Here is a 15,102-nt window from a genome sequence, read left to right on the forward strand (position 1 = left end):
GTTTCCGCGTCCTGTGCAGGCGGGGCGCAAGGCGACCCTACCAGCTGTCCACCCGCACCGCCCACGGCCTGACCGACCCGCTCGCGGCGTCCAGACCGCCCACGATCCAGCGCCGGGTGTCGGCCGGGTCGATGACCGCGTCGATCTCCAGGGCCGCCGCCATGCTGGTCGCCTTGCCGGCCGCATAGAGCCGGGCCACCAGCTGGTCATAGAGGGCCTTCTGCTCGGCCGGATCGCTCAGGGCCTCCAGCTCCTTGCGGTAGCCCAGCTTGACGGCGCCCTCCAGGCCCATGCCGCCGAACTCGCCCGTGGGCCAGGCGGCGATGAAGGCGGGGCTGTGGAAGCTGCCGCCGGCCATGGCCTGCGCGCCCAGGCCATAGCCCTTGCGGGTGACGACCGTGAACAGCGGGCTGCGCAGCTTGGCGCCGGCGATGAACTGGCGGCTGACGCGGCGCACGGCGGCGGCGTCCTCGCTGCCCGGCCCCACCATGAAGCCGGGGGTGTCGCAGAGGCTCAGGACCGGCAGGGCGAAGGCGTCGCACAGTTGCAGGAAGCGCGCGGCCTTGTCGGCCCCGTCGCAGTCGATGGCCCCGCCCAGATGGCGCGGATCATTGGCGATCAGGCCCATGGGACGACCCTCGATGCGGATCAGGCCGGTGACCATGCCCGCCGCGAAGCCGCCGCGCAGTTCCAGGAACGAGCCTTCGTCGACGAGACCTGTAATCAGTGTGCGGACATCATAGACGCGCAGCCGGTTTTCCGGGATCGCCTGGCGCAGCCGCCGCTGGTCGGGGGCGGTCCAGTCGGCGAGCGTCCCCTGGAAATAGGACAGGGCCTGCTTGGCCAGCCGCGTGGCGTGGGCTTCGTCGTCGGCCAGGATGTCGATGACGCCATTGGTCCACTGATGGGCCGAGGGGCCGATCTGCTCGGGCTTGAACACGCCCAGGCCGCCGCCCTCGATCATGGCCGGACCGCCCATGCCCAGATTGCTGTCCTTGGTGGCGATGATGATTTCCGACAGCCCCGCGATGGCGGCGTTGCCGGCGAAACAGCGGCCGGCGGCGATGGCGATCTTGGGCACGACGCCCGACAGCTGGGCGAAGCTGCGGAAGGTCGGCACGTCCAGCCCGGCCACGCTGGTGGTGTCGGTGTCGCCCGGCCGTCCGCCGCCGCCCTCGGCGAACCAGACGACCGGCAGTTTCTGGTCGGCGATCAGCGCCATCAGCCGGTCGGTCTTGCGGTGGTTCATCGCGCCTTGCGTGCCGGCCAGCACGGTGAAGTCATAGGCCAGGGCGGCGCAGCGGGCCTTGTCGGGGGCAAAGAGCGCGCCGTTGACCGTACCGATGCCGGTGATCAGGCCGTCGGCCGGGGTGTTGGCGATCAGGTCCTCGGTGGTGCGCCGGCGCTTCTGGGCGGCGATGGCCAGGGCGCCATATTCGAGGAAGCTGCCGGGATCGACCAGATCGTCGATATTTTCCCGCGCCGTGCGATGGCCGGTCTTGCGACGCCGGGCGACAGCCTCGGGACGGGCTTCGTCGAGGGTGAAGCGGTGGCGGGCGATCACCTCGGCCAGGTCAGGACGGATCGCGTCCAGATCCTCGGGCGCGGCGACGGCGGCGACGGCGGCGTCCATCTCGACCGGCTCGAGGAACAGCAGCGGCTGGCCCTCGGCCACGGTCTGGCCCGGGGCGGCGGCGATCTTCAGTACCCGTCCGCCGGACGTGGCGTGGACGAGGTGCTCCATCTTCATGGCTTCCAGCACCGCCAGGGCCTGACCGGGACGGACCAGATCGCCTTCGACAGCCTCGATCGCCCCGACCGTGGCGGCCAGGGGCGCGGCGACGGTGATCGCGCCGTCCAGGGTCTCGAAGTGGGCGTGGGCGGTCTCTGGCGGCAGGGGAAGCCCGGCGACCAGCTCGGCGGCGTGGTCGTCGATGAAGCGGGTGGTCGCCGCGCCGTCTTTCCAGTCCGACTGCGCCAGGATCGCGCGGATCAGCGGGGCGGTGGTGGCGACGCCGGTGATGGTGAATTCGCTAAGCGCCCGGTCCAGACGGGTGGCGGCTTCGACCGGGGTGCGCCCCCGGGTGATCACCTTGGCCAGCAGGCTGTCATAGGCCCCGCCGACCACAAGGCCGACCGCGCCGGCGCCATCCACCCGCACCCCCAGGCCGCCGGGCGGGGCATAGGTGGTCAGGGTTCCGGACGAGGGCTTGACCTGACCGTCGGCGGTCAGGGTCTCGGCGTTGATCCGCGCCTGGATCGCCGCGCCGACGGCGGGCGGGGCGGTGGTCAGGTCCAGCTCGGCCAGGGTCTTGCCGGCGGCCAGCTCGAACTGCAGCCGCACCAGATCCAGGCCCGTGACCTCTTCGGTGACGGTGTGTTCGACCTGCAGGCGGGGATTGGTCTCGATGAAGGCAAAGTCGCCGGTGGCCGTGTCGAGCAGATATTCCACGGTCGCCAGACCGCGATAGCCGGCGCACAGGGCCTGCGCGGCGCTGGCCATGGCCGCGCGGGTGGCGGCCGGCAGGTTGGGGGCCGGGGCGATCTCGACCAGCTTCTGGTTGCGGCGCTGCAGGGAGCAGTCGCGGTCGCCCACCGCCAGCACCACGGCCCCGTCGCCGACGATCTGCACCTCGATATGGCGCGCGCTTTCGATCAGCTTTTCGGCATAGAGGCCATCATCGCCGAACGCGGCCTTGGCCTCGCGGGCGCAGGCGGCGAAGGCGGCGTCCAGCTCGCCGGGATCCAGCACCAGCCGCATGCCGCGTCCGCCGCCGCCGGCCCGGGCCTTGAGCATGATCGCGCCGTGCCGGGTCAGGAAGTCTTCGGCGCCGGGCAGGTCCAGGGCGCCGGTTCCGGGGATCAGGGGCACGTTCAGCTTTGCGGCCAGGGCCCGGGCGGCGGCCTTGTCGCCGAAGGTTTCCAGATACTCGGGCGCCGGGCCGATGAAGGTGATCCCCGCCGCCGCGCAGGCCCGGGCCAGGGCGGGATTCTCCGACAGGAAGCCATAGCCGGGATGCAGGGCGTCGCAGCCCGCGCCCTTGGCGGCGGCGATGATGGCCTCGATGTCGAGATAGGCGCGGGCCCCGGAGCCGGGCAGGGCGACGGCCTGGTCGGCGGCGGAAACGTGCGGGCTGGCGGCGTCGTCGCTGGCGAACACCGCCACGCTCTGGATGCCCAGCTCGGCGGCGGCGCGGGCGATGCGGAGGACGATTTCGCCGCGATTGGCGATCAGCACGCGCTGGAAGGACATGGCGTTTCCTGGAGGGGCTTCATACGGCCGTTTGACGCACCATGGCCGCCCCGGCTTGACTCTCCAAGCCCATAAGATCAGAACAAAATAGGAACAAAGGATTGGGATTATGGCCGGCCCGCGCGACGCGCGCCTAACGGCATTGAAGGGCCAGATGGCTGCTCTGCAAGCAGGCGCCCGGACTCCGAGTCCGATCCTGAGCTTTGGTGATGCGGCGATCGACAGTTGTTTTCCGGCCGGCGGCCTGCCTTCGGGATGCTGGCACGAGGTGATGGGGGCGGGGCTGGAGGACGAGACCTCCGCCGCCCCCGCCGCCTTCGCCGCCCTGCTGATCCGGCCGCTGCTGAAGACCGGGGCGGTGGTCTGGGTGATGCGGCGCAGCGATCTGTTCGCGCCAGGTCTGGCGGGGCTCGACGTTCCCACCGGGCGGCTGATCCAGGTCAAGGCCCGCGACGAGGCCGAGGTGCTGTCGGTGCTGGAGGACGCCCTCTCGACGGTCGGCGTCGCCGCCGCCATCGGCGAGGCCCAGGCCCCGGAGCTGAAGGCCGGCCGCCGGCTGCAGCTGGCCTGCGAGAAGCGCGGCAGTTTCGGCGTGCTGCTGCACCGCCGGCCCTATGGCGGTCCCGCCGGCCGGGCGCGGACGGTGTCGGGTTCGTCGTCGTTCAGCCGCTGGCGCATCGCCGGCGCGCCCAGCCAGCCGCCGCCGGATGTTCCTGGCCTGGGCCTGCCGCGCTGGCGGGTCGAACTTGAGCGCTGCCGGGGCGGACGCTCCGGCGCATGGGTTTTGGAGTCTTCGGAGGCCGAGCATGGCCCGCATCCTTTCCGTCTGGTGTCCCAACTGGCCGATCACGACCTGGCGGCGGCGGAATCCTGGCGTAAAGCCGGTTGAGGGTATCGCCACTGCCCCCCTCCGCGCTGGCGCGCTCCTCCCCCGGAGGGGGAAGATGATCTCGTCTTCCCCCTCCGGGGGAGGAGGATGCGCAGCATCCGGAGGGGGCAAGTCGTTAGCCCCGCCCCCCTTCGCCCTGCTGATCTCCGACTCCGGAACCCGCCGCCTGGCCGCCATCGACGAGGCCGCCATGGCCCTGGGCCTGCGCCCCGGCCAGAAGGCCGCCGACGCCATGGCCCTGGCGCCAGACCTGATCACCGCCGACCACGATCCCGAGGCCGACCGCGCGGCGCTGGAGGCCCTGTGCGACTGGTGCGTACGGTTCTCGCCGGCCGTGGCCATCGACGGCGATGACGGCCTGTTCCTCGACATCACCGGCACCGACCACCTGTGGGGCGGCGAGGCGGCGATGCTGGCCGACCTGCTGGCGCGACTGGCGCGCTGGGGCGTGCCGGCCCGGGCGGCCATCGCCGACACGCCCGGCGCGGCCTGGGCGCTTGCCCGATTTGGCGAGACCGGCGAGATCGCGCCGCCCGACGGTCAACGCGCTCGCCTCGCCGACCTGCCCGTGGCGGCCCTGCGGCTGGACGACACCGCCACCGCCCAGCTGCCCCGCCTGGGCCTGTTCCGGATCGAGCAGTTGCTGGGCCTGCCCCGCGCCCAGCTGGCCAAGCGGTTCGGCATGCATCTGACCCTGCGCCTGGACCAGGCCCTGGGCGCGGCGGGCGAGGCCCTGGTCTATCGCCGGCCGGCCAGTCCGTGGTTCGACCGCCTGGCCTTCGCCGAGCCGATCAGCGCGCCCGACGATCTGGCCCGGGTGGTCGGCGATGTCACCGCCCTGATTTGCAAGCGGCTGGAGGCCGAGGGCCAGGGCGCGCGGCGGTTCGAGGTGGTCTTTCACCGCCTGGACGGCAAGGCCATGCCGGTGCGGGCCGGGCTGGCGCGGCCTGGCCGCGACGCCGCGCGCCTGACCCGGCTGATGGTCCCCAAGCTGGACGTCATCGACCCCGGCTTCGGCATAGAGGTGGTCACGGTGTTCGCCGGCGACGTCGAACCGCTGAGCGCCGTCCAGGCGCGGCTGGACGCCGAGGCCGGGACGGGCCTCGACGAAACGCTCGCCCCGCTGGTCGACCGGCTGATCAACCGCCTGGGCGAGGACCGCGTCTGGCGGGCCGATCCGTATGAGAGCCACGTGCCCGAACGCTCGGTGATCCGCCGCGCGCCGCTGGCCGCGCCCTCCGGCCAGACCTGGGACCCCGAGCGACCCCGGCCGGTGCGGCTGTTCAAGCGGCCCGAGGCGATCACGGCGATGGCCAAGCTGCCCGACGATCCGCCGGTCCAGTTCCAGTGGCGCGGCCGCGCGCACCGCGTGCGCCGGGCCGAGGGGCCCGAGCGGATCGGCCAGGAATGGTGGCGCGGCGATTTCGACGACACCGGACCGGGCAGGATCCGCGACTATTACCGGGTCGAGGACGAGGCGGGCGGCCGGTTCTGGATCTTTCGCCAGGGGCTGTTCGGGACGGGCGAGGACCCGAAGTGGTGGTTGCATGGCCTGTTTGGGTAGCCTGAGCACTTGCCCCCACCGGACCGCTTGCGCGGTCGTCCGCCCCCGGAGGGGGCGGATGATCTCATCTTCCCCCTCCGGGGGAGGAGGGCCGTCAGGCCCGGAGGGGGCAAGGGCATGACCCCCGCCTATGCCGAACTGCAGACCACCAGCAACTTCTCGTTCCTGCGCGGGGCCTCCCACGCCCGTGAGCTGATGCCGACCGCCCAGGGCCTGGGCCTGGCCGCTGTCGGGATCGCCGATCGCAACACCCTGGCCGGCGTGGTGCGCGCCTGGACGGCGGCCAAGGACCTGAAGGTCCGGGCCCTGACCGGCTGCCGGCTGGACTTCGCCGACGGGACGCCCAGCCTGCTGTGCTACCCCTCCGACCGCGAGGCCTTCGCGCGGCTGACGCGGCTGCTGACGGTCGGCCAGCGCCGGGCCGGCAAGGGCGAATGCGAGCTGCACTGGGAGGATTTCCTGCAGCATGCCGAAGGCCAGCTGGCCCTGATCGTGCCGCCGGCCAAGCTGGACGAAGCCTTCACCGCTGACCTGGACCGCATGAGCGCCGACCTGCGCGGCCGGGTCTGGCTGGCGGCCAGCCGGGCCTATGCGGCCCGAGACCTGCAGCGTCTGGCGCGGCTGGACGAGCTGGCCCGCGCGGCCGGCGCGCCGATGGTCGCCACCAATGACGTCCTTTATCACGGCCCCGAACGGCGGCCCCTGCAGGACGTCATGACCTGCGTGCGCGAGCACTGCACGATCCACGAGGCGGGCTTCTTGCTGGAGGCCAATGCCGAGCGCCACCTGAAGACGCCGCAGGAAATGGCCCGCCTGTTCGAGCGCTGGCCGCGGGCCGTCGAACGCACGCTGGAGATCGTCTCGCGCATCGGTTTCGACCTGGGCCAGCTGAAGGAGGAATATCCCGACGAGCCCGTGCCCCCGGGCAAGACCGCCATGCAGCACCTGACCGACCTGACCTTCGCCGGCGCGGCCTGGCGTTATCCGGGCGGGGTTCCGGACAAGGTCGTCGCGCAGCTGAACGAGGAGCTGCGGCTGATCGGCAAGATGAACTACCCCAACTATTTCCTCACCGTGCACGACATCGTGCAGGAGGCGCGCGCCATGGGGATCCTGTGCCAGGGGCGGGGATCGGCGGCCAATTCCTCGGTCTGTTTCTGCCTGGGCGTCACCTCGATCGACCCGACCGAGCACCGCCTGCTGTTCACCCGCTTCATCTCCGAGAACCGCGGCGAGCCGCCGGATATCGACGTCGATTTCGAGCACGAGCGGCGCGAGGAGGTGATGCAATATGTCTATCGCCGCTATGGCCGCGACTATGCCGCCATCTGCGGCACGGTGATCCACTACCGCCCGCGCAGCGCCATCCGCGACGTGGGCAAGGCCCTGGGCCTGACCGAGGATGTCACCTCCCTGCTGGCCGCCACGGTCTGGGGCAGCTGGGGCTCGGGCCTGCCGGAAGAGCATATCCGCAAGGCGGGCCTTGATCCCGACGCGCCCGAGATCGCCCGCGCGGTCAGCCTGGCCAGCGAGCTGCTGGGCTTTCCCCGCCACCTGTCACAGCATGTCGGCGGCTTCGTGCTGACCAAGCGGCGGCTGGACGAGACCGTGCCGATCGGCAACGCGGCGATGAAGGACCGCACCTTCATCGAGTGGGACAAGGACGATATCGACAGCCTGGGTTTGATGAAGGTCGACATCCTGGCCCTAGGCATGCTGACCGCCATCCAGCGCGGCTTTGGCCTGCTGCGCGCCCAGCATGGTCTGCATATCCACGATCTGGCCGACGTCCCCCGCGAGGTGAAGGGCGTCTATGACATGCTGTCCAAGGCGGACTCGGTCGGGGTGTTCCAGGTCGAGAGCCGGGCCCAGATGTCGATGCTGCCCCGGCTGAAACCGGCGGAATTCTATGACCTGGTGATCGAGGTGGCGATCGTGCGGCCCGGGCCGATCCAGGGCGACATGGTCCATCCCTATCTGCGGCGTCGAAACGGTCAGGACCCGGTGGAATGGCCGGCCCCGTCGCCCGAACACGGCCCGGCCGACGAACTGCGGGGTATCCTGGGCAAGACCTTCGGCGTGCCGCTGTTTCAGGAGCAGGCCATGAGTCTGGCCATCGAGGCGGCCAAGTTCACACCTGACGAGGCCGACGGCCTGCGCAAGGCCATGGCCACCTTCAAGAACCTGGGCACCCCGGCCGAGTATCGCGACAAGTTCGTCGAGGGCATGGCCGGTCGCGGCTATCAGCGCGACTTCGCCGAGCGCTGCTTCAAGCAGATCGAGGGCTTTGGCCACTATGGCTTTCCCGAGAGCCACGCGGCCAGTTTCGCCAAGCTCGTTTATGTCTCGGCCTGGATGAAATGGGCCTGGCCGGATGTGTTCTGCGCGGTGCTGATCAATTCCCAGCCGATGGGCTTTTACCAGCCAGCTCAGTTGGTGCGCGATGCGCGCGAGCATGGCGTCGAGGTCTTGCCGCCCGATGTGATGAGCAGCGACTGGGACTGTACGCTGGAAGACATCCCGAAGGCTGCGGCAACCTCCAATGTCATCCCGGACGAAGCGAAGCGGAGATCCGGGACTGATCCAGAGCGCCGCGCTTCCGGCGGTCCCGGATCTTCGCGATCCGCGCTCGTCCGGGATGACAGGGTTTCTGCGAACAAGCTCTTCAACCCCGACACCCGCCCCCTGTGGAAGGCCGTTCGCCTGGGTCTGCGCCAGGTCAAGGGCGTGCGCGAGGCCGAGGCTAAACTGCTGGCCATGGCGCGCGACGAGGGCGCGCGAACCCCGGCCGACTTCGCGCAATATGGCGTGCCGCAACGGGCCCTGGAGCTGCTGGCCGAGGCCGACGCCTTTGCCTCAACGGGCCTGAGCCGGCGCGAGGCCCTGTGGGCGGTCAAGGGCGTGAAGGGCGAGAGCAAGGCGCCGGTCCAGGCGCCTTTGCTGGCGGGGCTGCCGCTGTTCGAGGCGGCGGTGAGCCTGCCGGTCATGGCCCTGCCCCAGGCGGTGGCCGAGGACTATCGCACCACCAGCCTGTCGCTGAAGGCCCATCCCTGCGCCTTCTACCGACCGATGCTCGACAAGATGGGCGTGATCCCCGCCGACCGTCTGCCGCAGATCAAGGACGGCAAGCGCGTCGCGGTGGCCGGTATCGTGCTGATCCGCCAGAGGCCCGGCACCGCCAAGGGCGTGGTGTTCGTCACGATGGAGGACGAAACCGGCGTGGCCAATGCGGTGGTCTGGAAGGACCGCTTCGAGGCCGACCGCAACACGGTGATGACCGCCTCGTTCCTGGTGGTGCACGGCAGGGTGCAATCGGCCGAAGGCGTGATCCACGTGGTCGCCGAACGCTTCACCGACCTGTCGGCGGAGTTGGGGCGGCTGAAGGAAGATCCCGCCGCGCCGGCCCCGCGCGTGCGGAGCAAGGTCTCAGGGCGCCTGCAGAGGAGCCGGGACTTTCACTAGGCAGATGTTCCAGGAGCGCCGGCGAGGATGGTCCGGATCGGGCGCCTGTGCCTTTGACCGCTGGCGACCCTGGTCGGGCTCTGCGAGATCGAGTTAAGTTCAGCGGTCGGCGCCCCTCTGGATCACAGCCTGCGCGTTGAGCGGCGCCGGGCTGCCGGTGAGAATCCAACTGGCCAGCAGGTCGAACAGACCGGGAGGATAGGCCGCCGTCTCACCCGTCGGCCCCTGGAATTTCTCGAGCAGTCCGTGATCGGCCCGCGGGAAGACGATCAGGTCCAGGTCGGCCCGGCTGCGCTGGATGTCTTGCAGCACCTGGATCGTGCCGGCGCTGGGCGTCTGCGGATCCTGGCCACCCAGGAGCCAGAGCTGGCGCGATTTGATCGTCTCGATGATCGGGCGCGGCTCATAGTTGAAGGTCAGGCCCTGCGACAGCGTTGGCCCAAACTGCCGAACCTCGGCGGTCGGCATGCGCAGCAGGATGCCGGTGTAGGAGCGGGGCTGGATTGCGGCGAGCCAGGGTTCTTCGCGATATTTCGATTTTAGGGCGTCCAGGGCTTCGAACCCCTGCGAGAAGTTCGACCTGACCACCTGTTCCGTGGCTGCGGTGACCTCTCTTGCCTGGCTCAGGGCCACGTCGCCAAAGCCGGCCCGGCGCAACTGACTCTCCACGACCGCCCGGTCTTGCGCGGGCGGGCCTTCGGCCATGGCGAAGGCGGGAACGACGAAGTCCAGAGGCGTCAACGTCGCCACGAGGGGCGCGACCCAACCGCCCTGACTGGCCCCGATAACGCCGAATTTTTGGACGTGTGGCGCCAGACGCCGGGCTTCCTGGACGGCGGCGGCGGTATCGGCGGCGCGAACATGGAAGTCGGCCGTGAGGTCGCCCCCCGAGGCGCCGGTCCCTCGCTTGTCATAGACGAAGAATCCGACGCCGCGCCGCGCCAGCTCGAACTGCCAGCTTGCATCGTCGGTGTCGGGATCGTTGTTGGACCCGCCGATCCAGACAGCGACGGCCTTTGTCCTCGCCTCGCCGCCGGGCGGCAGCACGAGCTTGCCGTGCAGCGCGATGCCTGCGCTGTGGAAAGTCGTTTCACGTACGACCAGCGGCGCACGGCGGCCAAGCTGCATGCCGGACCCGGTCTCCATATGCACCCGCCCCGACTCGCATGGCTCGAAGCGCAGGGTCAGCCTAGGCGAGGTCGATGTGGCATAGGCGCCGTCCACCTGTTCGACGAGCTTGCCCAGACCGCCTTCGGAGCGTCCGTACCGCAGGTTACGGGGATCTCCGTCGCTGCCGGTGATGGAGAGGAACCGCCCGTCCGGGAAGGCGTAGGCGCCGAGCCGGCAGCGCAGGCTCGGGTCCAACCGGGTTGTGATGGTCTTGTCCAGACCCGTGGGCGGTGTCGCGGCGATCAGCGCGGCGACGGCGAGATTGGCGGCCAGGGTGAGCATATCGGTCCTTCAGATCAACGATGAGACCACCCCCGACGGGATGGCCTCCGAGCCATGGCGGTTGTCCCTCCACACGGCGTGTGGAGGTCCTCGCGGGCCGTTCGGCCGAAGGTCGTTGCGGGACGGGCGGCGGCTCGCTAGGCCTGGCTTCGCGAACGGCGCCAAAGTTGCGCGAATGGGACGACATGGACGGCAAGGCGAGCGCACAGAGCGCGGCGACGACCGCGCGACGATGGGGAATCGACCTGGCCATCCTGGTCGCCATCGGATTGCTGATGGGATTCCTGGGGCCGTTCGATACCGATCGGCTGCCCAAGGTGGAGCGCTATCTCTACTGGATGATCTGCGTGGTGGGCGGAGGGGTGATCGGGGTCGTGGCGGACGAGGGGTTGAGCCGGCGCATGGCCGCGACCTGGCGACGCGTGGCGGTCGTCTCCGTGCTGATGACGCCGCCGGTGACGCTTCTGGTGCTGGCGGCCCAGGGCCTTCTCCTGAACCAGGTGCTCAACTGGCCAAGCTACCTCGGACTACTCTGGCAGGTGTGGCCCATCATGCTGCCGTTAATGTTGGTGCGAACCCTGGCCTGGCGGCGATCGCCCGCGCGGGTCGAGACCAGAACTGTCATCGCCGCGCCGCTGCCCGAGGCCGAGGCCGTCTTCAGGCGACGACTTTCGGCGAAACGTCGCGGAGCCCGGCTGCTCGCGATCGAAGCGCATGGCCACTATCTGAGGGTTCACATGGACTCTGGCGCGGAGCTGATCACCCTTCGGTTCGCCGATGCTCTGGATGAGTTGGCGCAAGCCCATGGCTGGCGTGTTCACCGCTCGTGGTGGGTTGCGGCGGACGCGGTGGAGAGCGTGCGCTGGCGCCGTGGCGCGGGTGAGATGCGTCTTCGCAGTGGCCTAATGGCGCCGGTGAGTCGCACCTACGCTCCGATCTTGAAGGAAGCCGGTTGGTTCTAGGTGTCCCTCCTGGCCAAAGGGGTCTTTGCCAAGGTCCGATTTCCACCCATAGCGGCCCTCCGTATCGTCTGCTTCCGGACGGCAAGCGATGATGAAGGCTGAGCGGCCCCGCCTAGTTCAGCCGCAACCGCACCCGCTCGCGCGCCGCGCGGGCGGCGATGGCCGCGCCGCCGTCGAGGATCTGGGCCCGGGTCAGGGCTTGCAGAGCCCCCGCCAGGGCGCCCTGGCCTTCGCGGGCGGCGGCCACGTCCAGCCAGGGCCGGTGGTCGGCCGGATTGAGCAGGGCGCGGCGCAGGGCCGAGCGTTCGGCGCGCGGCCAGTCGCGGGCCTGCTGGGCGCGGGCGAAGATGTTGTTCTGTAGACGGATCAGCACGGCGCGGTCTGGGACTGGGGTCATCAGCAGTTCCAGCCTGGCGGCCACGTCGGGCGTCAGGCCGGTGCGCAGGGCGCGTCGCGACAGCTCCGAGGGCAGCACCACCCGGCCCTCGCCGAATGGATCGAGGGCCAGCGGCCCCTCGTCGGTCTCGATGCGCAGCAGGAAGTGGCCGGGGAAATCGACGCCGTGCAGGGCGAGGCCGGCCTGCCGCGCGGCGTGCAGATAGAAGACGCCCAGGGCCACCGGCAGGCCCTTGCGGCGCTGGGCGATGGCGATCACGTCGGCATTGTCGGGATGGTCGTAGCGGATCAGGTCGCCGGTCAGGCGCAGGTCGCCGGACAGGGCCTCGGCGACGGCCTCTTCGGGCGACTCGGTCTTGAGGCGTTCGGTCAGGCGTTCGCCGGCCTGCTGGGCCAGGGCGATCACCGGGGCGGTGTCGCGGTCGGGGTCGTCGTGTACGGCGCAGGCCAGGGCGGCCTCGAACAGCGGAAAGCCGTGGTCGGGGCCTGTGCCGATCCGGGTCAGGATCGCCTCGGCCTCTTCGCGGGTCATTGCCCTTCCATCCAGGCGTCGCGCAGGTGACGCGGCCAGCGGCCGGGCGCCAGGGCGATAAGGTCCAGACGCAGCGTCGTGTTCCGCAGGGCGGTGCGATGCTGGACGATATGGGCGGCGGCGCGTCTGAGGCGGGCGCGCTGGTCGAAGGTCACGGCGTCGAGGGCGTCGTCCAGGCTGGCGCGTTGCTTGACCTCGATCACCGCCAGCACGGCGCCGCGCTGGGCCAGAAGGTCGATCTCGCCCAGCGGGGTGGGCAGGCGAAAGCCCAGGATGCGATAGCCCTTCAGCATCAGCCAGGCGGCGGCCAGCACCTCGGCGCGTCGGCCGCTCAGGCGCGCCTTGGCGCCCCGCGCCTGACGGGCGGCGGTCATCCCTCGGGATCCTGAGCAGCGTCCTTCAGGGCCAAGGCCTGGCGGTAGAGATCGCGGCGCGGCAGGCCCAGGGCCTTGGCCACTTCCGAAGCCGCCTCGCCCAGCGGCAGGCGGGCCATAGCCTCGCGCAGGGCGCTCTCGGCGTCGCCGGCCTGGATCGGCGCTTCCGAACCCGGACCGACCAGGATGACAATCTCGCCCTTGGGGCTTTCAAAGCGCGGATCGGCGGCCAGCACGTCCAGCGGGCCGCGAATGCAGGTCTCGTACAGCTTGGTCAGTTCGCGGGCCACGGCGGCGTCGCGCGGCCCGAACACGGCGGCCATGTCGGCCAGGCTGTCGGCCACTCGCGAGGCCCCTTCATAGAAGATCAGCGTGGCCCGCACGGGGGCCAGTTCCTCGAAGAAGGTCTTGCGGGCCGCGCTCTTGGGCGGCGGGAAGCCGGCGAACAGGAAGCGGTCGGTGGGCAGGCCGGCCAGGGTCAGGGCCGCCAGGGCCGCCGAGGCGCCCGGGATCGGGAACACCTGATGGCCGGCGGCGATGGCTTCCCGGGCCAGGCGAAAGCCGGGATCGGAGATCATCGGCGTGCCGGCGTCCGAGACCATGGCCACGCGCTCGCCGGCCGCCAGACGCTCCAGGATCTTCGGCGTCACCCGGTCGGCGACGTGCTCGTCGTAGCGCTCCAGGCGCTTGGAGATCTGGTAGGCGGCCAGCAGCTTGCCCGAGACGCGGGTGTCCTCGGCCAGCAGCACGTCGCAGGCGTTGAGCACATCCAGCGCCCGCAGGGTGATGTCGCGCAGGTTGCCGATCGGCGTCGCCACCAGATAGAGGCCCGGCGCCAGGGGCGCGTCGGACAGGGCGGGCGGGTCGGGGTGGCGGCTCACGCGGGGGGATCCTTCCGCGCCGGGGCGCGATGCTGGTTCGGGACCCAGTCCTATCAGGTCGCGAGCGCGCCTGTCAGCCGGTCCAGCACCAGACGCCCGGCGCGGGTGGCGCGCAGGCGATGGGGATCGTCGACCAGCAGGCCCAGTTCGACGTGATGGCACACCTTGGCGGCGCCGGCCGACAGGCCCAGGATCGCCAACTCGTCAAAGGCCACGCCGTCGTCGATCCGCAGGCCCAGCAGCAGGCGCTCCTCGGCAGCCTCGGTGGGCGAGAGGGTCTCGCGCTCGAAGCCGACCCCGGTGTCGCGTACGGCGGCGATGTAGTCGGCGATCCTGCGGTGGGCGGTGGTGGCGACTCTCCCGCCCTCGAGGTTCAGGCGGCCATGGGCCCCGGGTCCGACGCCGACATAGTCGTGGCCGCGCCAGTAGACCAGATTGTGCCGCGACCGCGCCGCCTCGCCCCGGGCGTGGTTGGAGACCTCATAGGCGTCGAAGCCATGGGCTTCCAGCACCTGCTGTGTTGCCTCGAACAGGTCGTGGGCCCGGTCTTCATCGGGGACCACCAGCGCGCCGCGTCCCACCGCGCGGTCAAAAGCGGTGCCGGTCTCGATGGTCAGTTGGTAGGGCGAGACGTGCTCGGGGCCCATGGCCAGCACCTCTTCCAGCTCGGCGCGCCAGTCTTCGACGGTCTGGCCGGGGCGGGCATAGATCAGGTCGACCGACAGGCGTGGGAAGGTTGCTGCGGCGATCGCAATGGCCCGCCGCGCCGCGCCGGCGTCGTGATTGCGGCCCAGCAGGGCCAGGGCCTCGTCGTGCAGCGACTGGACGCCCAGCGACAGGCGCGCCACGCCGGCCGCCGCCAGGGCGGGAAAGCGGCCGGCCTCGGCGTCGGTGGGGTTGGCTTCCAGGCTGATTTCCAGATCGTCGACGGGCGACCACAGGCGCCGGGCCGTCTCGATCACCCGCGCCACCTGGGCCGGATCCATCAGGGAGGGCGTGCCGCCGCCGAAGAAGATCGACAGCAGGCGGCGCGGCCCGGTCAGGGCGCGCTGGGCTTCAAGGTCGGCGACAATGGCGTCGGCCAGCTGGGCCTGCTCGTCGGTCCGCCCCCGGTCGCGCACGACGTTGAAGTCGCAATAGGGGCAGATGCGCGCGCAGTAGGGCCAGTGGATGTAGACGCCGAGCGCCGGGAGAGCGGTCATGCCGTTTCGCTTTCCACCAGGGTTGTCATCCCGGACGAGCACCGGCGCAGCCGGGGCGAAGATCCGGGACCGACCTGGAACGCGGCGCTCTGGCGTCGGTCCCGGATCTGCGCGCTGCGCGCTTGTCCGGGATGA

General features: G+C 70.6%; 10 protein-coding genes. 4 read left to right on the forward strand and 6 right to left on the reverse strand.

The window, feature by feature from the left end; translation table 11 throughout:
- Positions 1-37: 37 nt before the first annotated feature.
- A complete protein-coding gene (locus tag ACN2C7_RS02505; RefSeq protein ID WP_419319639.1) occupies positions 38-3,253 on the reverse strand; it encodes a carboxyl transferase domain-containing protein in 3,216 nt (1,071 codons plus the stop codon).
- 109 nt (positions 3,254-3,362) lie between these two features.
- On the opposite strand from ACN2C7_RS02505, the gene ACN2C7_RS02510 reads away from it, so the two are divergent.
- The 3 genes from ACN2C7_RS02510 to ACN2C7_RS02520 all read left to right on the forward strand — a co-directional run bounded on the left by ACN2C7_RS02510 (position 3,363) and on the right by ACN2C7_RS02520 (position 9,168).
- On the forward strand, positions 3,363-4,142 hold the full coding sequence (locus ACN2C7_RS02510) for an ImuA family protein (protein WP_419319640.1): 780 nt from the start codon (positions 3,363-3,365) through the stop codon (positions 4,140-4,142).
- 196 nt (positions 4,143-4,338) lie between these two features.
- A complete protein-coding gene (locus ACN2C7_RS02515; protein WP_419321525.1) occupies positions 4,339-5,706 on the forward strand; it encodes a Y-family DNA polymerase in 1,368 nt (455 codons plus the stop codon).
- A 117-nt stretch (positions 5,707-5,823) separates the two neighbouring features.
- On the forward strand, positions 5,824-9,168 hold the full coding sequence (locus ACN2C7_RS02520) for an error-prone DNA polymerase (RefSeq protein ID WP_419319641.1): 3,345 nt from the start codon (positions 5,824-5,826) through the stop codon (positions 9,166-9,168).
- 99 nt (positions 9,169-9,267) lie between these two features.
- On the opposite strand, the gene ACN2C7_RS02525 is transcribed toward ACN2C7_RS02520, so the two are convergent.
- Positions 9,268-10,620, reverse strand: coding sequence for an alpha/beta hydrolase family protein (locus ACN2C7_RS02525; protein WP_419319644.1), 1,353 nt, complete (start codon positions 10,618-10,620; stop codon positions 9,268-9,270).
- Positions 10,621-10,787: 167 nt separating this feature from the next.
- Here ACN2C7_RS02525 and ACN2C7_RS02530 point away from each other — a divergent pair, with 167 nt between their 5' ends.
- Positions 10,788-11,582 (forward strand): LytTR family DNA-binding domain-containing protein, encoded by a 795-nt coding sequence (locus ACN2C7_RS02530; protein ID WP_419319646.1) that lies wholly within the window; start codon positions 10,788-10,790, stop codon positions 11,580-11,582.
- 112 nt (positions 11,583-11,694) lie between these two features.
- On the opposite strand, the gene ACN2C7_RS02535 is transcribed toward ACN2C7_RS02530, so the two are convergent.
- Genes ACN2C7_RS02535 through hemW form a run of 4 tightly spaced genes read right to left on the reverse strand, consistent with a single transcriptional unit; the run spans position 11,695 to position 14,967 of the window.
- Positions 11,695-12,510 carry a SirB1 family protein gene (locus ACN2C7_RS02535; RefSeq protein WP_419319649.1) on the reverse strand — a complete coding sequence of 272 codons (816 nt, stop codon included), beginning with the start codon at positions 12,508-12,510 and terminating at the stop codon, positions 11,695-11,697.
- Positions 12,507-12,884 carry a YraN family protein gene (locus ACN2C7_RS02540; protein WP_419319651.1) on the reverse strand — a complete coding sequence of 126 codons (378 nt, stop codon included), beginning with the start codon at positions 12,882-12,884 and terminating at the stop codon, positions 12,507-12,509. The genes ACN2C7_RS02535 and ACN2C7_RS02540 overlap by 4 nt, the downstream gene beginning before the upstream one ends.
- Positions 12,881-13,765, reverse strand: coding sequence for a 16S rRNA (cytidine(1402)-2'-O)-methyltransferase (gene rsmI / locus ACN2C7_RS02545; protein ID WP_419253128.1), 885 nt, complete (start codon positions 13,763-13,765; stop codon positions 12,881-12,883). The genes ACN2C7_RS02540 and rsmI overlap by 4 nt, the downstream gene beginning before the upstream one ends.
- A gap of 53 nt (positions 13,766-13,818) precedes the next feature.
- Positions 13,819-14,967 carry a radical SAM family heme chaperone HemW gene (hemW, locus tag ACN2C7_RS02550; RefSeq protein WP_419319653.1) on the reverse strand — a complete coding sequence of 383 codons (1,149 nt, stop codon included), beginning with the start codon at positions 14,965-14,967 and terminating at the stop codon, positions 13,819-13,821.
- Positions 14,968-15,102: the final 135 nt, after the last annotated feature.

Source organism: Caulobacter sp. ErkDOM-E, from assembly GCF_048541895.1.
Taxonomy (GTDB): domain Bacteria; phylum Pseudomonadota; class Alphaproteobacteria; order Caulobacterales; family Caulobacteraceae; genus Caulobacter.